Raw genomic sequence first — 19395 nt, forward strand, 5'->3', positions numbered from 1 at the left:
TGATCCTGCCCGACAGCGGGGCCGAATAGGTGTCACCGCGGCTCTTGCGGGCGCTGACCGCATCTGCGGTCTGGATCACGCTGGCCAGCACAGGCAGCGCCCAGACCGACACGCCTGCCCTGACATTCACCGGATGGAAAGCCGCCACTGCACAGGCCACGTCACCGCTGGCCTTCCGCGGCTGGGCCGGTGACACAGTGGTCACGGAGGGGCTTGCATTTGCGGGCTATGGCGCCGAAGGCCCGGCGCAAACGCGGGCACTGACCTTTGTCGGCTGGGCCGCGCCTGACGCAGAAACAGCACAACTGGGATTTGCGGGATGGGGCGACAGGCGCGACACATCGACCGCGCAACTCAGTTTCAACGGCTGGCGCAATACTGCACCGCCACCCGGCGGACCATTGGCGTTTGCGGGTTGGGCCGCGGCCCCTGATCCGGTTGCCGCTTTGACATTTGCAGGCTGGGCGGCCCCCGCGACAACCACGACCGACAGCATGGCGCATCGCGGCTTTGGATACACAGGGTTTGCCGCCACCGCCCCGCTGGCATTCACCGGATGGCGCGCACCACGCGTTGCGCAAAACGCAAGCAACCTGCGCTTTCACGGCCTTGGCCCGCCCATCATCGTGACCGAGGATTTCGCCGACGGCGCACAAGGCTGGGCAGCCAATGACGGCCCAGACGCGCTACGGGTGGACCGCACGCAAGCGCTTTGCCTGATTGACAACGAACGCGGTGATCTGACGGTGGACCTGCCACCCGAATTCCTTGGCGACTGGGGCGGCACCGGCGGCCATTTTGCCTTTCGTGCCTATTACACCGGCACGACACAATGGCCCGTGGTTATCACTCTGCACAGCCCGCACGGCAGCGCGATTAGATATGAAAGCCTAAGTTCCTACAATGACTTGCCGTTCGAAGACATCAGCGTGCCCATCGGTGCGCTTTGGTGGGAGGAAGACGGCGACTGGTCGCAAATTACCCGCACGATCACCCGCGTGACTCTGAACCTTGATATCAAGGACGGCTATGGCGGCGCTAACGAGATTTGTATCGACGATGTCGAACTGTCGAAATGGCCGCGCGGCTAGCGCATCGCATTTGATCTAGCGCAAAGTCGCGCCTGCCAGAATCGTTTTACAAACCCACCATCGGCACCTGCCGCAGACACAGATCACACCCCGCAACATCCCCCCAGTTGCTGCGGGGTGTGCCTGCGCCAATTTTACCCACCATTTCCGGTGCATCCATAGTTGCCGAACCCTGCGCCACGCACTAGAACAAGTATCAATACAGCGGCATGCGTGCGACTCGTGCCGCCTGAAACGCAGTCAAAAACGGGGAGTGCCACATGGCAGACGCAGCCATCCACGGGCAAGAACATCACGACGAGCGCGGATTCTTTACCCGCTGGTTCATGTCCACCAACCATAAAGACATCGGGATTCTTTACCTGTTTGTGTCCGGTGCGGTTGGTTTCATCTCGGTGCTGTTCACCGTCTATATGCGCATGGAGCTCATGGAGCCGGGCGTGCAATACATGTGCCTTGAAGGCGCACGCTTTACCGCTGCCGCGGCCAGCGAATGCACCCCCAACGGCCACCTTTGGAACGTCATGATCACCTATCACGGCGTGCTGATGATGTTCTTCGTGGTTATTCCCGCGCTGTTTGGCGGTTTCGGTAACTACCTGATGCCATTGCAAATCGGCGCGCCTGACATGGCGTTCCCGCGTCTGAACAACCTGTCGTTCTGGATGTTCGTGGCCGGTGTGTCGCTTGGCGTCGCCTCGCTTCTGGCGCCCGGTGGCAACGGGCAATTGGGCTCGGGTGTGGGCTGGGTGCTTTATCCGCCGCTTTCGACGAACGAGGCCGGCATGTCGATGGACCTTGCGATCTTTGCGGTGCACGTTTCCGGTGCCTCGTCGATCCTTGGTGCGATCAACATGATCACCACCTTCCTGAACATGCGCGCGCCGGGCATGACCCTGCACAAGGTGCCACTGTTCAGCTGGTCGATCTTCGTGACCGCATGGCTGATCCTTTTGGCCCTGCCCGTTCTGGCAGGCGCGATCACCATGCTGCTGATGGACCGTAACTTTGGCACGGCCTTCTTTGATCCGGCCGGCGGCGGTGATCCGATCCTCTATCAGCACATCCTGTGGTTCTTCGGTCACCCCGAAGTTTACATCATCATCATCCCCGCCTTCGGGATCATCAGCCATGTCATCGCGACCTTCAGCAAAAAGCCGATCTTTGGCTATCTGCCGATGGTTTACGCGATGGTTGCAATCGGTGTTCTGGGCTTCGTCGTCTGGGCGCACCACATGTATACGGTCGGCATGTCGCTGACCCAGCAATCCTACTTCATGCTGGCGACGATGGTCATCGCGGTGCCCACGGGTGTGAAAATCTTTAGCTGGATCGCCACCATGTGGGGCGGTTCGGTCGAGTTCAAGACGCCAATGCTTTGGGCCTTCGGCTTCCTGTTCCTGTTCACCGTGGGTGGGGTGACAGGGATTGTTCTGTCGCAGGCCGGCGTCGATCGCGCCTATCACGACACCTACTATGTGGTCGCGCACTTCCACTATGTGATGAGCCTGGGTGCCGTGTTTGGTATCTTTGCCGGTATCTATTTCTACATGCCCAAATTCTCGGGCAAGATGCTGCCGGAATGGGCGGGCAAGATCCACTTCTGGGCGATGTTCATCGGTGCCAACGTGACCTTCTTCCCACAACACTTCCTGGGTCGTCAGGGCATGCCTCGCCGCTACATCGACTACCCCGAGGCCTTCGCCTATTGGAACTATATCAGTAGCTGGGGCGCCTTCCTGTCGTTTGCATCCTTCGTGTTCTTCATCGTGGTGCTGTTCTACGTGCTGATCTTTGCGAAACGCACAGCACCGGCGAACCCATGGAACGAATATGCGGACACGCTGGAATGGACACTGCCATCCCCGCCGCCTGAACACACCTTTGAAACCCTTCCCAAGCAAAGCGATTGGGACAAGGGCCACGCCCACTAACTGGGCCTGAGGCTACAAAATATCGGGGCCTCGGCGGAAACGCCGGGGCCTTTTTCGTAAGGGGCGATAGATGCTTATTCTCTGGCTTGGCATCATGCTGGCGGTGCCCGTCTGGCTGCACTGGCGCGGCACTGGGGCGGCAGGACTGTCGCTGGGCGTCGCCGCGATTTACGGATTGATCGCCGCCGGTGTCTGGCTCGTCACGATCCTGCCACCGGATGCGGCGCAAATGGTCCTGCGGACGGTCACGCTTTCGGATCAGGACGTCGATGGCAGCTATCACGATACCTATTATGTGGTCGCAAACGGGATGGTTCTGTTCACCCCCGCCCTGCTGTTTGGCGGAATCGGCTTTATCCTGTGGGTGCTGACCCGCTGGGACGCGCTGCGCCACCAACGCATTGCAAAGACGTTGTTCTGGGTGCTGCACTTGTCGGTCCTTGGGCTGCCATTGGTCGATACAATCTTCGTCCGGCGCGGCATGCGACGTCGTTTCATCGACTATGAAGAAGCCATGGCCCTGCCCATCGCCATCCAAAACACCCTCGCAGGGGTCGCCGCTGCAACGTTCTTGACGATCGTCGCACTGATGCTCTGGTCGGCCATCGCGCGGTTGCGCCGCTGATGCCCTATGAATGGATCACACCACGCGGGGCGCCGGATGCACCACAGGCAGAACTGCATCTCTGGCCCTACCGTTCACTGTTGCGCCGCGATTTCGTGGTCTTCATCGCGGCCACAGCGGCGCTGATCACACTGCCCCTGCTCGCGGTCCTTGGGTCTCCGGTGGTCTGGGCGCTGCTGCCGTTCCTGCTGGCAATGCTGGCGGGCGTCTGGCTTGCCCTGAACCGCAGTTACAGCGACGGCGAACAGCGCGAAGACCTGAAAATCTGGCAGGACCGCGTCACCCTGACCCGCCACACCCCGCGCAAACCCACCCAAACCTGGGAGGCAAACCCCCATTGGGTGCGCGTTGAAATGCACGAAGTTAGCGGCCCCGTCCCCTTTTACCTCACCCTCAAGGGCGGCCCGCGCGAGGTTGAAATCGGCGCATTCCTAAGCCCGCCCGAAAGGCGCGCCCTGCTGGGTGAATTGCGCCGCGCACTGGCCAATTCCTGACGCCCCACTTCTTTTGTTCAAAAATACTCAACGCGACATCTGCCAAGGGCGATAACCGCATGTTTCGGGTCGCAACACCGCGACCCCGCGGCTAGCGTCACCCCATGACACGCAGCATCCCAACCCGCACATGGATCGAACTTGCCCTTCTGGGTTTGATCTGGGGCGGCAGCTTTCTTGCGATCCGGCTGGCCCTGAACGAAGTCGGCTTTGTCACATCCGTCGCCCATCGCGTGTTCTGGGCCGCGCTGATCCTGTGGGGTTACGTGGCCGTGGCCCGCCTGCCTGTGCCGCGCGATCCGCGCATCTGGGCCGGATTCCTGCTCATGGGACTGCTCAACAACGTGATCCCGTTTTCGCTGATGGCCTGGGGGCAGTTGCACATCCCCACAGGTCTCACATCCGTGTTCAACGCAGGCACGGCGATTTTTGGCGCGCTGCTGGCAGCACTGATCCTGGCAGACGAACGGCTGACCCTGCGAAAATCCATCGGCATCGCGCTAGGGTTTGCAGGCGTTGCGGTAGCAATCGGGTTGGACAGTTTGCGCGATTTCGACATGCGCAGCCTTGCGCAACTGGCGGTGATCGGCGGCACGATATCCTATGCCTTTGCCAGCATCTGGGCGCGGCTGCGCCTTACGGGGCTATCACCACAGGTGGCGGCCGCGGGGATGCTGACGGGATCGTCGCTGGTGATGGTGCCTGCGGCCTTGCTGATCGACGGGATGCCGCGCTTTGACATCGGCTGGCAAGCTGCGGGCGCAATTGCCTATTACGTGATCTTTGCGACAGCGGGCGCATATCTGCTTTACTATCGCATCCTTGCCTCGGCAGGGGCCGCCAACACGATGATCGTGACCCTGCTGATCCCGCCTGTGTCGATCGTGCTAGGCGCGGTGGTGCTGAACGAGGTGCTGTCCCCCAATGTTTACGCCGGCCTTGCAATGCTGGCGCTGGGCTTGATCGTGTTGGACGGACGGGTGTTGCGCCGCCCTAACCCAAGCGGTCCTTGACCATCGGGCCGACGCGGCCAAAATCCATCTGGCCGGTGTATTTCTTTTTCAAGATCCCCATGACCTTGCCCATGTCACGCACGCTTTGTGCGCCAACCTTGGAAATGGCAGCATCAATTGCTGCCGCACTTTCATCCTCGTCCAACTGACGCGGCAGGAATTCCTCGATGATGCCGATTTCCGATTGTTCCTTTTCGGCCAGTTCCAGCCGCCCGCCTTCTTCGTAGGCGCGCGCGCTTTCCTGGCGCTGCTTGACCATCTTGCCAAGGATTCCCAGCACCTCATCATCCGTGACTGCATCATCATCACCCGTGCCACGGGCGGCGATTTCACGGTCCTTAATGGCGGCATTGATCAAACGAAGTGTCGACAGGCGGTCGGCATCTTTTGCCTTCATCGCCTCTTTCAGGGCCGTTGAGACCCGTTCACGCATTTCCATCGATGGTTCCCTGATGTGAGCGGTAACAAGACTGCGACATTACCGCGACAATTGCGCGCTGACAACGGGCCGCGTCGCAACGTCAAATTGGCCCCCATACGCGCCGATCAACCCTTGACCCGCCCCTGCCCCAACCTTAGGTATCGCCAAGTTTGGCCCGACTATGGGCGCATCGGGGGATCTGTTGCCATGACCAGTCAATCCAGCAAACCCACAGCCTGCCTTGTTCTGGCAGACGGCACGGTGTTCTACGGCAAAGGGTTCGGGGCCGCCGGGCAAACCATTGCCGAACTTTGTTTCAACACCGCCATGACCGGCTATCAGGAAATCATGACCGACCCATCCTATGCCGGTCAGGTCGTGACGTTCACATTTCCCCATATCGGCAATACAGGCGTCACCCCCGAAGACGATGAAACCGCCGATCCGGTCGCGGCGGGCATGGTTGTCAAATGGGACCCGACCCAATCCAGCAACTGGCGCGCGACCGAAGAACTGACGGTCTGGCTGGAACGGCGCGGGCGCATCGGCATCGGCGGCGTCGATACCCGCCGCCTGACCCGCGCAATCCGCCAGCAGGGCGCGCCGCATGTGGCGCTTGCCCATGATCCCGAAGGGAACTTTGATCTGGATGCACTTGTGCAGGCCGCGCGCGGCTTTGCCGGCCTTGAAGGGCTTGATCTGGCCAAGGATGTGACCTGCGCACAATCCTACCACTGGAACGAAATGCGCTGGGCCTGGCCCGAAGGCTACAAGCCGCAGAACGCCCCAAAATACAAAGTCGTCGCGATTGATTACGGCGCAAAACGCAACATCCTGCGCTGCCTTGCCAGTGCCGGTTGTGACGTGACTGTCCTGCCCGCCACGGCCACCGCGCAGGATGTGCTGGCCCTGAACCCTGACGGCGTGTTCCTGTCCAACGGCCCCGGCGATCCGGCGGCAACCGGCGTTTATGCCGTGCCGATGATCAAGCAGGTGCTGGATACAACCGACCTGCCGGTTTTCGGGATTTGCCTTGGCCATCAGATGCTTGCATTGGCCTTGGGCGCAAAAACCATCAAGATGAACCACGGCCACCACGGCGCCAACCACCCCGTCAAAGACTACGACACCAACAAGGTGGAAATCACCAGCATGAACCACGGCTTTACCGTGGACAGCCAGACCCTGCCCGAAGGTGTGCGCGAAACCCATGTGTCGTTGTTTGACGGCTCCAACTGTGGAATCGCCATGGCCGACCGTCCGGTTTTCAGCGTGCAATACCACCCCGAAGCCAGCCCCGGCCCGATGGACAGCTACTATCTGTTTGAACGCTTCGCCGCAGCGATGGCCGTGCGCGCGGCATAATTTGCCCGATCACAATCATATTTAACGGCCTGTTAACCACCCCTGCCCCAAGGTGAAATCCGGGACAGAAACGGTGTAGGCAATGGCACTGAAATCAGACGCGACCGTGGGCCATGCCCGCGCCAAAAATGCTGCGCCTAACCGCGCGCAACGGCTGGCACAGCCCTTGTCGGTGGGGGAGGTGTTGCAGGCACAGGGGCTGATATCAGCGCGCCGCCTGTTGCAGGAAACCGACCGCGCCAACACCGCGGCGGTGCGTGTTTCCGATGTGCTGCGCAACCAGCTCAACCTGCCCGCCGATACCGTGGCGCGCGCCGAAGCCGAGGCCGCAAAAACAACGCTGGTTGATCCGACCCGTGAACAGATTGACCGGCGCCTGATTCACAAACTGGGTGTTGCGGTTTGCCTCAAACACGGGCTTTTGCCGATCCGCAACACCGGCGGCAGCACACTGGTGCTGACCACTCGCCCCGACCTTTTCCCGCGTCATCGCGATGCCCTGCGGGTGCTGTTCGGCCCGGTGCGCATGGCTGTCACGACCGAACCGCTCTTGCATCGGGCAGTCAAACTGGCCTGTGACATGCCCTTGATCCGACAGGCGGAATCGCGTGTGCCTGCCGCCCAAAGCTGCCGCACGTGGAACCGTCGCACAGCGCGCAACTTCGGGCTGGCGGCATTGTTCGGCCTGCTGGCCGCAGCGCTACATTGGCCGGCGGCAACCTTTGGCGCGCTGTGTGCCTGGGCGGTGCTGACGCTGGTTCTCAATACCGCGCTCAAGGCGACGGCAGGTGTGATGCATCTGCGCGCCCGCGCCCCCGAAAACACACCCGCCAACCCGACACCCGCGCGCCTGCCCGTTGTCACAATCCTTGTGCCGCTGTTTCACGAACAGGACGTGGCGCGCGCGCTGATCGGTCGGCTTGCGGCGCTCGATTATCCGCGCGAATTGCTGGATGTCTGCCTGATCCTTGAAGAAGACGATCACATGACGCGGGCCGCCGTGGCCCGCGCCACGCTGCCGCCGTGGATCAGGCCGATCATGGTGCCCTACGGGCTGTTGAAAACCAAACCGCGCGCCTTGAACTACGCCCTGAATTTCGCACGCGGCACGATCATCGGCGTCTATGACGCCGAAGATGCCCCCGCCCCCGACCAGATTCGCAAGGTCGTTGAACGCTTTGCCCAGCGTGGTCCGCAGGTCGCCTGTCTGCAAGGGGTGCTGGATTTCTATGACTGCGAAACCAACTGGCTGTCACGCTGCTTTGCCGTTGAATACGCCACGTGGTTTCGCGTGATGTTGCCCGGCCTGCAACGTCTGGGACTGGTCATTCCCCTGGGTGGCACAACCCTGTTCATGCGCCGCACGGTTCTTGAGGAACTGGGTGGCTGGGACGCCCATAACGTGACCGAAGATGCCGATCTGGGCATTCGTCTCGCACGGCACGGCTATCGCACCGAATTGATTGCATCCGTGACCGAGGAAGAACCAAACGCCCGCGTCTGGCCTTGGGTCAAGCAACGGTCGCGCTGGCTCAAGGGCTATAGCATCACCTATGGCGTGCACATGCGTAACCCCGGGAAATTGCTGCGCGAACTGGGGGCGTGGCGGTTCTTTGGGGTGCAACTGTTGTTTGCCGGAACCCTGTCGCAGTTTATCCTCATGCCGGTCTTGTGGTCGTTCTGGCTGGTCGCCTTCGGGTTGCCGCATCCGCTGGTCGGGGTGCTGCCCACATGGGCATTCTGGGGCTTGGGTGGCGTGTTTCTGCTGTCGGAACTCATCAACATCGCGGTGTCGATGGTGGCCGTCAAAAGTGCCGGAAAGCCACGCCTGATGAAATGGACACCCACGCTGCACGTCTATTTCCCGCTGGCCGCAATCGCCGCATACAAGGGTGTGCTGGAACTGGCGACCCAGCCCTTTTACTGGGACAAGACCGAACATGGCGTTCTCAAGGGGCTGAACGAAACGGCTACTCTGCCGCCTCGACCTTCTCGGCGTCCAGTTTCAGACGGGTAACAAAGGCCTTCGAGATGTGATCGCGCAGCGCTGCCGCCGCCGCATCGCCATCCCCCGCCTCGATCGCCGCGACAATGGCGGCGTGTTCTTCAAGCGTGCCTTCGGGACGCCCCGCCGCCGACAGGGATGTTGTCGCCAGCAAGGCCATGGAGCGATGCACCAGATCAAGCTGCTGCACCAGAAACCGGTTATGGCTGGCCAGATGGATCTGCTTGTGAAACCGCTTGTTGGCACGGCTCAGCGCCGCCGGATCATCCACAAGGGCGCGGTCGGCCTCAAGCATGTCGCGCAGCACGCGCACTTCCTCGGGGTTGGCATGGCGCGCCGCCAGTCGGGCCGCCAGCCCTTCCAATTCACCACGCACAACATAAAGTTCGGCCAGCTGGTTGTGATCCAGTGACGCCACGATCAGGGATCGGCCATCGCGCGTCAGCAGGCTTTGTGTCTCAAGCCGTTGCAATGCCTCGCGGATAGGCGTGCGCGAGACGCCGAACCGATCCGCCAGTTCATTTTCAACCAGTCGATCACCGGGGCGATAAAGCCCGGTATCAATCGCCTCGAGGATCAGGGCATAGGCGTCCCTTTGCGGGGTGTTTGGATCAGGCATGCGGCTCACTTGTGTTCAATCTGCATACCCTACCCCCGCGCGGCCCCGCCAATCAAGGCAAAGCGATTGCGACCCCGCGCCGCGCGCCCTAGGGTCGCGCCATGGTTGCAGCTTCGTTTTCACATGTGCGCGCTTGGGTCTTTGATCTGGACAACACGCTTTATCCGCCCGGCGCCCGTCTGTTTGACCAGATCGAGGTGCGCATGACCGCTTGGGTGCAGGCAGCACTTGGTGTGGATGCCGCACGCGCAGATCACCTGCGCGAACACTACTGGCGCACATACGGCACGACACTGGCGGGGCTGATGGCCGAACACGATGTCGATCCCCTCCCCTATCTGGGCGCAGTCCACGATATTGACCTGTCCCACCTTGAAAAAGCGCCCGATCTGGCCGCGCATATCCGCGCCCTACCGGGGCGGCGGATCGTCTATACCAACGGCAGCGAACCCTACGCGCAGCGGGTGCTGGCGGCGCGTGGTCTGGACGGGCTTTTCGATTCAGTTTACGGCGTCGAACACGCCGGTTTCCGCCCCAAACCCGAACAGGCCGCGTTCGAGGCCGTTTTTGCGCTGGACGGGCTGGATGCGCGACAGGGCGCGATGTTCGAGGATGACATGCGCAACCTTGCCGCGCCGCACGCCATGGGGATGCGCACGGTGCATGTGGCTCCTGCCCCCCATCCGGCCGATCACATCCATCACCACACCGATGATCTGACCGCTTTCTTGTCGCAGTTGGTCTGACACCCCTTTCCCCGCCCTGAACACGGGCCTATGTCTGGGCCATGGACCGGCAAGACACTGACATCCTGATTTCCGGCGGCGGGGTTGCGGGGCTGACGGCCGCCGCGGCCTTTGGCAGTGCGGGGTTCCGCGTGATCTGCGTCGATCCGGCCCCGCCCGTGACCGAAGAAGGCGCTGCGGGTGCCGATCTGCGCACCACCGCATTTCTGCAACCGGCCCGCGATTTGCTGGACCGCGCGGGGCTGTGGGACCGGCTTGCGCCCTTTGCCGCGCCCTTGCAGGTGATGCGGATCGTTGATGCGGGCGGCGAAGTGTCCGAACCGCGTGTGACGCGCGATTTCAACGCCGCCGATATTTCCGACGCGCCGTTCGGTTGGAACCTGTCAAACTGGTTGCTGCGCCGCGAAATGGTCGCGCGGCTGGGCGAACTGGACACGGTCGATTTTCGCGCAGGTGTCGGGTTCAAATCCCTGCTGACCCGCGAGGGCGAAGCGCTGGTGACATTGTCAGACGGCGCGCAGGTGCGTGCGCGGCTGGTCATCGCCGCTGACGGGCGTGACAGCCCCGTGCGCCACGCCGTGGGAATAGACGTAAAGACAACGCGCTATGGCCAAAAGGCGGTGACCTTTGCCGTGACCCACGACGCCCCCCATGACAACGTTTCGACCGAGGTGCATCGCACCGGCGGCCCCTTCACGCTGGTCCCCCTGCCCGATCTGGATGGCAAACCTTGCTCGGCCGTGGTCTGGATGGAACACGGGCCCGCGGCGCAGCGATTGGCCGCGCTCGACACTGCTGCCTTCGAGGCCGAAGCCACTGCGCGCTCCGCGGGAACCTACGGCCCCCTCACACTTGCGTCACGCCGCATGGTCTGGCCGATCATCAGCCAACGCGCTGACCGGATGTCGGCCGAACGGGTTGCCCTCGTGGCCGAGGCCGCGCATGTGGTTCCGCCCATCGGCGCGCAGGGGCTGAACATGTCGCTGGCCGATATGACATGTCTGCTGGACCTTGCACTGGAGCGCCGCGCCGACCTTGGCGATCGCAAAATGCTGGATGCCTACCACGCCCGCCGCCACCCCGAAGTGGTGCTGCGGGTCAAAGGTGTCGATGCGCTCAACCGCGCATCAATCGCCGGATCGCCGATGCTGCGAGACCTGCGCGCCAAGGGGATCGAGGCGCTTTATTCCGTCGCCCCCCTGCGCAAGACGCTGATGCAAATGGGGCTGGGTGCCAAGGGTCACAACACCTGATCGGCCACCGCCTTGAACCGTGCCAGCGTGGCGTCAACATCATAGAGCTTATCCAGCCCGAACAGGCCAATACGGAACGTCTTGAAGTCGGCGGGTTCATCACATTGAAGCGGCACACCGGCGGCAATCTGCATCCCCAGCGCGGCAAATTTCGACCCGTTTTGCACATCGCCATCGTCCGTATAGCTGACCACGACTCCGGGCGCGCCAAAGCCATCCGCGGCCACGGATTTGATGCCTTTGGCGGAAAAATACGCCCGCACCCCGTCCCCCAGCGCCCATTGCGCCGCGCGCAGACGGTCAAAGCCGAAATCGCGGCTTTCCACCATCGTGTCACGGAATGCGCGCAGGCTGTCAGTGGGCATGGTCGCGTGATAGGCATGGCCGCCGTTTTCATAGGCCTGCATGATCGAATGCCACTTTTTCAAGTCCAGTGCGAAACTGTCCGAAGCGGTTTTCTCCATCCGTTCAACGGCGCGGGCCGACAGCATGACCAATCCGGCGGCAGGCGTGGATGACCAGCCCTTTTGCGGCGCGGAAATCAGCACATCCACACCCGTGGCGGCCATATCGACCCAGACACAACCGGACGCGATACAATCCAGCACCATCAACGCGCCAACTTCGTGTGCGGCAGCGGCCAATGCGGTGATGTAGTCATCGGGCAGGATGATCCCCGCGCTGGTTTCCACATGCGGCGCGAACACCACATCCGGCTTGGCGTCGCGGATCGCCGCTGTCACTTCGGCAATCGGCGCGGGGGCAAAGGGCGCGCGGCTGTCGTTACCGGTCTGGCGGGCCTTGAACACAGTGGTTTGTGCCGTGAACTGACCGGCATCGAAAATCTGGCTCCAGCGATAGGAAAACCAGCCGTTGCGCACGATCAACGCGTGGGCATCACGGCCAAACTGGCGCGCCACAGCCTCCATCCCGTAGGTGCCGCCACCGGGCACAATCGCCACCGCGTCGGCCTTATAGACATCTTTCAGCATCCCGTTGATGTCATTCATGACACCCTGAAACGCCTTGGACATATGGTTCAGGCTGCGGTCGGTAAACACGACACTGAATTCCATCAGGCCATCGGGATCAACGGGGCTGGACATGATTTTGGCTCCTGTTCTTGGGTTGCGCATATCTTAACGTCCGTGCGCGGCAGCGAAAGCGGATTCACAACGGCCCCGCCAAACGCTCCTCGCTGAGCAGCACATTCGCCTCGACGTTTCCCACACCGGGCAATGTCATCACGCGGCGGCGCAACACGCGCTCGAAATCCGCCAGATCGCGGGCGACAACCCGCAGGCGGTAATCATAAAGGCCCAGCACATGTTCAACCAGTTGCACTTCGGGAATCGCCGTCACGGCGCGTTCAAAATCTTCCAATGAAACCTGCCCCTTGGTCGCCAGTTTGACACCCAGAAACACCGTCACACCGAACCCCAGCTTTTCCGCGTCCAGCGCCACGCGCCGCCCCTTGATCACGCCGCCGTCACGCAGCCGTTTGATACGCCGCCACGTGGCCGGCTGGCTTAGGCCGATCCGCCCGCCCAAAGCGGCGGCCGATTGCGTGGCATCGCGCTGCAAGGCGCGCAGGATCGCGCGGTCCGTGTCATCCAGATCAATCACAGCGGCAGGCTTTCATCATCATAAAGGGTCGCGACGGTCATCAAGGCCTCGATATCGGCCATGTGCGGCAGCGCCAGAATGCTGTCACGATAGATCTGCTGGTAATGGCGCATGTCGCGGGCAATGACCGATAAGCGCACATCGACACGGCCCAGAAAGGTCTGGATTTCAGTCACTTCTGCAATCCCGCGCGCCGCCGTCAGGAAATCATCAAAGGCACGCGCCTGTGTCTTGTCCAGCGTGATGCGCAGCGACACCGTCACCCCGTAGCCAAGTGCGCGCCAGTTGATCACTGCGTGCTGACCCGTCAGGATACCCTGTTCGTGCAACCGCCCCAGACGGCGCTGCGCCTTTAACGCGGAAACGCCTGCACGCGCCGCCAGATCGGCCGCGGTCAGGGTCGGGTCGGCCTGCATCTGGCGCAGCAGGCGACGATCAATGTCATCAAGCATGATAATCCCGTGATTTTCCAAAAAAACGCATAACAACTTCATCTTGGCCAATACAACTCAAAAAACACCACTCGCCAACCACGCAACAGGGGTGCATAAGCACGCCAATGCAACTCAACAAAGGATAAACCCATGCGCGTTTATTATGACCGTGACTGCGATGTGAACCTGATCAAGGACAAGAAAGTCGCGATCCTTGGCTATGGTTCCCAAGGCCACGCCCACGCCCTGAACCTGCGCGATAGCGGCGCGAAAAACCTTGTCGTCGCCCTGCGCGAAGGCTCTCCCAGTGCGAAAAAGGCCGAAGGCGAAGGCCTCAAGGTCATGGGCATTGCCGAGGCTGCAGCCTGGTGCGATGTGATCATGTTCACCATGCCCGACGAATTGCAGGCCGAAACCTACAAGAAATATGTGCATGACAATATCAAGCCGGGTGCCGCGATTGCGTTTGCCCACGGGTTGAACGTGCACTTTGGCCTGATCGAACCCAAAGAGGGCGTCGACGTTATCATGATGGCCCCCAAGGGCCCCGGCCACACCGTGCGCGGCGAATACACCAAAGGCGGCGGCGTGCCCTGCCTGATCGCCGTGGACACCGACGCATCCGGCAAGGCGCATGAAATCGGCCTGTCCTATTGTTCGGCGATCGGTGGCGGGCGTTCCGGCATCATCGAAACCAACTTCCGTCAGGAATGCGAAACCGACCTTTTCGGCGAACAGGCCGTGCTGTGCGGTGGTCTGGTCGAACTGATCCGTATGGGGTTCGAAACGCTGGTCGAGGCAGGCTACGAGCCGGAAATGGCCTATTTCGAGTGCCTGCACGAGGTGAAGCTGATCGTCGACCTGATCTATGAAGGCGGCATCGCCAACATGGATTACTCGATCTCGAACACGGCCGAATACGGCCAGTATGTATCGGGCCCGCGCATCCTGCCCTACAACGAGACCAAGGCGCGGATGAAGGCAGTTCTGACCGACATCCAGACCGGCAAATTCGTGCGTGACTTCATGCTGGAAAACGCCGTGGGCCAGCCCACGATCAAGGCGTCACGCCGTTCCAACGACGAACACCAGATCGAACAGGTCGGCCAGAAACTGCGCGACATGATGCCGTGGATTTCCGCTGGCAAGATGGTGGACAAAGCCAAGAACTAGGGCCGTTCATATCCCACGCCATGGGCCGCCCGCTTCGGGCGGCCTTTCTCGTTTTGACCCGCCTTCGTGTTTGTTCTTCTGGATAACCAAACGCCAGACGGTCTGATCGGCGGGCCGTGGGTGGGCGATGCACCATAGCTGTCTGGCGCTTTATGGTGGCCAAATGCATCTTCCCCGGCGGTATCGCGCAAGGCTGGCCAAATCGCCGACCCGTCGGGCGGGCCGTCGATCAGACCGGCGGCCTGCGGCCTTGATTCCGGCCTGCAGGTGCAATGCGACAGGCGCCGGGTATTTCCAGATCGCCCTGCCCGCCCATTCCACCTAGACAACCCACCGCGCCTCTGGTCCAAAGCATCCATGACAACGCACCCCACCCTTTCAAACTGGCTGTCCATCGCCGCACTTGGCGTGATCTGGGGCGGCACATTCATGGTTGTCGCCATGGCGCTTGAAGGGTTCGGCCCGCTGACGGTTGCCTGCGCGCGCACCACGCTGGGGGCGCTTTCCCTGTTGATCCTGATGCGGGTCATGGGGCGCCCCATGCCAACGGGGCGCAGCGTGTGGGGTTATCTTGTCATTATCGGCGCGCTGAACACCGCCCTACCCTTTGCCCTGCTGTCATGGGGGCAGCAATATGTGCCCTCGGCGTTTGCGGGCATTTCCATGGCCGCCCTGCCGCTGTTTGTTCTGCCCCTTGCGCACCTGTTCACCGACGAAAAGATGAGCGCGCGCAAGACGATCGGTGTGATCATCGGATTTACAGGTGCGACCGTGTTGATCGGCCCCGGCGTGTTCCGGATCGGCCAGGGCATTGAACCGCTTGCACAACTTGCCTGTATCGCGGCTTCGCTATCCTATGCGGTCAGTTCGGTTTTGACGCGGCGCTGCCCGCCTGTCGACAGCATTTCAATGGCGGCTTTGACGCTTGTTGTGGGGTCCGCCTGCCTGATCCCGGCGATGCTGGTGATCGAAGGGCTGCCCACATGGCCCCAAGGGCGCGCGGGCTATGCGATCATATTTCTTGGCTTGGTGCCCACCGCCTTTGCCGCCCTGTTGCGGGTGCAAACAATCCGCACCGCCGGATCGGTGTTCATGACGCTGGTGAATTACCAGGTTCCGCTTTGGTCGGTTGTGTTTGGCACGCTGGTGCTGTCCGAAGTCCTGCCGCTAAGGTTCTTTGCCGCCCTCGCACTGATCCTTGCCGGCTTGCTGGTCAGCCAATGGGCAGGGCTGCGCCGGTTGTTCGCGCGCCGCTAAGCTGCTGTAACAGCAGAAATTTCCGCAACGATCCCGTCAACGACCTGGGTCAGCAGCCCGTCATCATCACATTCGGCCATCACGCGGATCAGCGGTTCGGTGCCGGACTTGCGGATCAGGATACGGCCACGGCCCTGCACCGCAGTCTCGGCGGCGGTAATCGCAGATTTTACAGACGCCGCACCCAGCGGGTCCTGCCCGTCATTGAAGCGCACGTTTTTCAGCATCTGCGGCACGGTGTCAAAATTGCGCGCAAGGGCGGATGCCGGTGCGCCTGTTTCGATCATCGCCGCCAGAAACTGCAAGCCCGCCGCCAGACCATCACCTGTGGTGCCATAGTCCGTCATCACGATATGGCCGGATTGCTCGCCACCCAGATTATAGCCGCCGCTGCGCATCTCGGATACGACATGGCGGTCGCCCACAGCGGTGCGTTTAAGGTGCAAGCCTTTGCTTTCAAGAAAGTTTTCCAGCCCGAGGTTCGACATGACAGTGGCCACAAGCGTATCATGGGCCAGCCGCCCCTGCGCCGCCCAGCGCGTTGCAAACAGCGCCATGATCTGGTCGCCGTCCGCCACAACGCCCTTTTCGTCGATGATCATGATCCGGTCGGCGTCTCCATCAAGACAAATGCCAACATGCGCGCCGTGTGCCACGATGGTTTCCGCCGCCGCACGCGTATTGGTCGATCCGCAACCTTCGTTGATGTTGAACCCGTTCGGGCTGACCCCCACAGGGATCACTTCTGCCCCCAGCTCCCACAGGACTTCGGGCGCAACGCGGTGTGCCGCACCATTGGCGCAATCAATCACGACCTTGAGACCATCAAGCCGCATGCCGTGTGGAAAGGTTGATTTCAGCCGCTCTGCATAGCGGAAACGCCCGTCATCAATGCGTTTCGCGCGGCCGATATTGTTGGGCTGCACCGGCAGGATGTCACCGGCAATCAGTGCCTCGATCTCGGCCTCGGCCGCGTCCGACAGCTTGAACCCGTCAGGGCCAAAAAACTTGATGCCGTTGTCGTGGTGCGGATTGTGGCTGGCGCTGATCATGATGCCCACATCCGCGCGCATGGAGGTTGTCAACAGCCCCACGGCAGGCGTCGGAATTGGCCCCAGCAACAACACGTTCATGCCGGTGCTGGTCAAGCCCGCCGTTAGCGCGTTTTCAAACATATAGCCCGACAGCCGCGTGTCCTTGCCGATCACGACACGGTGGCCATTGCTGCCGTCATTGCGGAAATACCGCCCCGCCGCGGCGCCGATTTGCAATGCGTTTTCCGCGGTCATCGGCCATTTGTTTGCCGTGCCACGTATCCCGTCGGTTCCGAAAAGTTTCTTAGCCATCAGATGCTTGCCCGCTCATTGCCATGTGCAGGTTCAGCGCCTGCCTTGTTTCTTTCGTATCATGAACGCGCAAGATTTGCACGCCCTGCGCCACACCGTGCAACGCCACCGCCACCGATCCCGCCACCCTGTCCTGCGCATCGGGCGCATGACCAAGGGTGCCGATAAACCGCTTGCGCGATGCGCCCAGTAAAATGGCGCAGCCAAGGCTATGATAGAGGGAAAGTCCGCGCAAAAGCGTCACGTTATGTTGCAAGGTCTTACCAAAGCCGATGCCGGGGTCGATGATGATCTGGTTGCGCGCAATGCCAGCGGCTTCGGCCATGGCGATACGCGCCTCAAGGAAATCGTAAACATCCAGCAATACGTCATCATAGCGTGGATCGGCCTGCATGGTTTCGGGATCGCCCTGCGCATGCATCAGGCAGACCGGCACCTGCGCCTTTGCCGTGACATCGGCCAAAGCCGGATCATAAGTGAACGCGGCCACGTCGTTGACCATGCTGGCTCCCGCCGCGATTGCCGCCTGTGCCACCGGTGCCTTGCGCGTGTCGATAGATATCGGCACGGCGCTGCCCGCACGGATGGCGGCGATCACCGGCGCGGTGCGGGCCACTTCATCGTCCACACAAACTTCGGCAGCACCGGGGCGCGTGCTTTCGCCACCGATGTCCAGAATATCCGCGCCCACCGCTTCCATCGCGCGGGCATGGGCCAAGGCCGCCGCCGGATCGTCAAACAGCCCACCATCGGAAAAGCTGTCAGGCGTGACGTTAAGGATGCCCATGATGCGCGGGGTATCCAGCGCCAGCCCCGCCACATCGGCACGCGGCGTAGTCAGGCGATCACGCACCGCGGCAGGCACGTCCTGCGCCAGCACAAGGCGGCCGCCCTGTCCGCGTTCCAGAACCTCGACATGGGTAAACCACAGCCACCCGCCCGCCAGCGTCAACGCGCCATCGGGGCGGTGCGGATCGCTGTGCAGAATGGGGCGGTAATAGCTGGTCAAAGGCGGGCCTCGGTCACGGCGGTGGCGCGGGTCGGGACGCTGGCGCTGGGCGCGTCCGCCCCGACCACCAGCAGTTCCGCCGCTTGCAGTTCACCGGCAAACCAAGCGGCAAGTGCGAGGGCATCACGCGGGCTCGCACTGGGGCCATCAACGGCATCCAGCACGATCTTGGATGGTGCCCAAACACAGAATCTGGCCGTTTTTCATGGCCCAGTCCAGTTCGGTCCGGGTGCCAACGACCACGCAGCGTTTGTCGCGCCCCGCCAGCACCCATGCGTTTTGTTCAATGGCCAGCAAATCAATCCGGCGCTGTGCCATGGCCGCCCCCGCCTGCGGGGCTGCGACATCGCTGGCCCCTACGCAGATGATCAAGGGCGCATCGCCAGCCAGCTGGTCGATCCATCCGGCCAGATGTGGCGCGGCAATCGCCGCGTTGCTCAGGAACAACAGGCGGGGATGGGGCACATCAACCAGTTCCACACCCGCAGGCATCGCCCCGTCTGCACTGCGCACAATTTCCACACCCAAGGCACCGGGGCCACGGTCCAGCTTTTCGATCCGCACAAAAACGCGCAGGGCTTGGGGTTCCAGAAGGATGCGTTCGGCCACACGCGCGGCGAGGGTCTCAAGCAGGTTCAGACGTTCGGCCTGTAACTCGAACTGAATGGCCTCGGTCACGCGATCATAGGACAGGATGCGATCCACATCGTCATCCACGGGGCCGCGCAGGGGTTCGACCTCGACCACCACATTGAAACTGATCCGCTGCAAGGTGCCGCGTTCGGCCTGAAAGGCGCCGATTTCAACTTCGGTCACGTAATCGCGCAAGGATATCCGGTCGCGCAGGCCATCAGCCCCTTCGGGCGCGGTTGCTTCGGCCCTTTCCGATGGATGGGCAAAGGCAAGGCGGGTATCCGATGGCATGGCGCGATCCTTATCAGCAGCAGCACTTGCCGCATACTAAGCCGCGCGCCCTATCGCAAG

At 61.8% G+C, this 19395-nt stretch carries 18 protein-coding genes and 1 pseudogene; 11 read left to right on the forward strand and 8 right to left on the reverse strand.

All coding sequences use genetic code 11. The features are described 5' to 3' along the window. The first annotated feature begins 29 nt into the window (after positions 1-29). From SJY21_RS04970 to SJY21_RS04990, 5 genes are all read left to right on the forward strand, one after another. The gene (locus SJY21_RS04970) at positions 30-1091 is read left to right on the forward strand and encodes a hypothetical protein (RefSeq protein ID WP_377507054.1); all 1062 of its coding nucleotides are present in this window, start codon (positions 30-32) and stop codon (positions 1089-1091) included. 260 nt (positions 1092-1351) lie between these two features. Further along, the gene (ctaD, locus tag SJY21_RS04975; protein WP_377507057.1) at positions 1352-3025 is read left to right on the forward strand and encodes a cytochrome c oxidase subunit I; all 1674 of its coding nucleotides are present in this window, start codon (positions 1352-1354) and stop codon (positions 3023-3025) included. A gap of 70 nt (positions 3026-3095) precedes the next feature. After that, positions 3096-3650 (forward strand): hypothetical protein, encoded by a 555-nt coding sequence (locus tag SJY21_RS04980; protein WP_377507060.1) that lies wholly within the window; start codon positions 3096-3098, stop codon positions 3648-3650. Then, entirely contained in the window at positions 3650-4144 is a 495-nt protein-coding gene (locus SJY21_RS04985; RefSeq protein WP_377507062.1) for a DUF2244 domain-containing protein, read from the forward strand. The genes SJY21_RS04980 and SJY21_RS04985 overlap by 1 nt, the downstream gene beginning before the upstream one ends. A 104-nt stretch (positions 4145-4248) precedes the next feature. Continuing rightward, positions 4249-5157, forward strand: coding sequence for a DMT family transporter (locus tag SJY21_RS04990; RefSeq protein WP_377507065.1), 909 nt, complete (start codon positions 4249-4251; stop codon positions 5155-5157). Here the strand turns inward: SJY21_RS04990 and SJY21_RS04995 are convergent. Further along, positions 5138-5596 carry a GatB/YqeY domain-containing protein gene (locus SJY21_RS04995; RefSeq protein WP_377507068.1) on the reverse strand — a complete coding sequence of 153 codons (459 nt, stop codon included), beginning with the start codon at positions 5594-5596 and terminating at the stop codon, positions 5138-5140. The two genes, SJY21_RS04990 and SJY21_RS04995, sit on opposite strands and share 20 nt — an antisense overlap. A 189-nt stretch (positions 5597-5785) precedes the next feature. Between SJY21_RS04995 and carA the strand changes: the two genes are divergently transcribed. Together carA and SJY21_RS05005 are read left to right on the forward strand one after the other, a co-directional pair. After that, positions 5786-6943, forward strand: a complete 1158-nt coding sequence (gene carA / locus SJY21_RS05000; protein ID WP_377507071.1) for a glutamine-hydrolyzing carbamoyl-phosphate synthase small subunit — start codon at positions 5786-5788, stop codon at positions 6941-6943. An 82-nt stretch (positions 6944-7025) separates the two neighbouring features. Then, positions 7026-8960 carry a glycosyltransferase gene (locus tag SJY21_RS05005; protein WP_377507074.1) on the forward strand — a complete coding sequence of 645 codons (1935 nt, stop codon included), beginning with the start codon at positions 7026-7028 and terminating at the stop codon, positions 8958-8960. Here the strand turns inward: SJY21_RS05005 and SJY21_RS05010 are convergent. Next, complete coding sequence (locus SJY21_RS05010; protein ID WP_377507077.1) at positions 8914-9567, reverse strand: GntR family transcriptional regulator; 654 nt, start codon at positions 9565-9567, stop codon at positions 8914-8916. The genes SJY21_RS05005 and SJY21_RS05010 overlap by 47 nt on opposite strands. A gap of 101 nt (positions 9568-9668) precedes the next feature. Between SJY21_RS05010 and SJY21_RS05015 the strand changes: the two genes are divergently transcribed. Then, on the forward strand, positions 9669-10313 hold the full coding sequence (locus SJY21_RS05015) for a pyrimidine 5'-nucleotidase (protein ID WP_377507080.1): 645 nt from the start codon (positions 9669-9671) through the stop codon (positions 10311-10313). 41 nt (positions 10314-10354) lie between these two features. After that, entirely contained in the window at positions 10355-11566 is a 1212-nt protein-coding gene (locus SJY21_RS05020; protein WP_377507083.1) for a UbiH/UbiF family hydroxylase, read from the forward strand. Here SJY21_RS05020 and SJY21_RS05025 read toward each other — a convergent pair. From SJY21_RS05025 to SJY21_RS05035, 3 genes are all read right to left on the reverse strand, one after another. Then, positions 11554-12672 (reverse strand): aminotransferase class V-fold PLP-dependent enzyme, encoded by a 1119-nt coding sequence (locus SJY21_RS05025; RefSeq protein ID WP_377507086.1) that lies wholly within the window; start codon positions 12670-12672, stop codon positions 11554-11556. The two genes, SJY21_RS05020 and SJY21_RS05025, sit on opposite strands and share 13 nt — an antisense overlap. A gap of 64 nt (positions 12673-12736) precedes the next feature. Continuing rightward, a complete protein-coding gene (locus SJY21_RS05030; RefSeq protein WP_377507089.1) occupies positions 12737-13192 on the reverse strand; it encodes an Lrp/AsnC family transcriptional regulator in 456 nt (151 codons plus the stop codon). After that, positions 13189-13644, reverse strand: a complete 456-nt coding sequence (locus SJY21_RS05035; protein ID WP_377507092.1) for an Lrp/AsnC family transcriptional regulator — start codon at positions 13642-13644, stop codon at positions 13189-13191. The genes SJY21_RS05030 and SJY21_RS05035 overlap by 4 nt, the downstream gene beginning before the upstream one ends. Positions 13645-13776: 132 nt before the next feature. Between SJY21_RS05035 and ilvC the strand changes: the two genes are divergently transcribed. Further along, positions 13777-14799, forward strand: a complete 1023-nt coding sequence (gene ilvC, locus SJY21_RS05040; protein WP_377507095.1) for a ketol-acid reductoisomerase — start codon at positions 13777-13779, stop codon at positions 14797-14799. A 357-nt stretch (positions 14800-15156) separates the two neighbouring features. Further along, positions 15157-16056 (forward strand): DMT family transporter, encoded by a 900-nt coding sequence (locus SJY21_RS05045; protein WP_377507097.1) that lies wholly within the window; start codon positions 15157-15159, stop codon positions 16054-16056. On the opposite strand, the gene glmM is transcribed toward SJY21_RS05045, so the two are convergent. The 3 genes and pseudogenes from glmM to SJY21_RS05060 all read right to left on the reverse strand — a co-directional run bounded on the left by glmM (position 16053) and on the right by SJY21_RS05060 (position 19335). Beyond that, positions 16053-17402 (reverse strand): phosphoglucosamine mutase, encoded by a 1350-nt coding sequence (gene glmM / locus SJY21_RS05050; protein WP_377507100.1) that lies wholly within the window; start codon positions 17400-17402, stop codon positions 16053-16055. The two genes, SJY21_RS05045 and glmM, sit on opposite strands and share 4 nt — an antisense overlap. Continuing rightward, the gene (folP, locus tag SJY21_RS05055; protein WP_377507103.1) at positions 17395-18411 is read right to left on the reverse strand and encodes a dihydropteroate synthase; all 1017 of its coding nucleotides are present in this window, start codon (positions 18409-18411) and stop codon (positions 17395-17397) included. Before folP ends, glmM begins: the two co-directional genes overlap by 8 nt. Next, a pseudogene (locus SJY21_RS05060) lies at positions 18408-19335 on the reverse strand (dihydroneopterin aldolase). The gene folP and the pseudogene SJY21_RS05060 overlap by 4 nt, the downstream one beginning before the upstream one ends. Positions 19336-19395 lie beyond the last annotated feature (60 nt).

Origin of the sequence: Octadecabacter sp. R77987, from assembly GCF_042466115.1 — a bacterium.
Lineage (GTDB): Bacteria > Pseudomonadota > Alphaproteobacteria > Rhodobacterales > Rhodobacteraceae > SW4.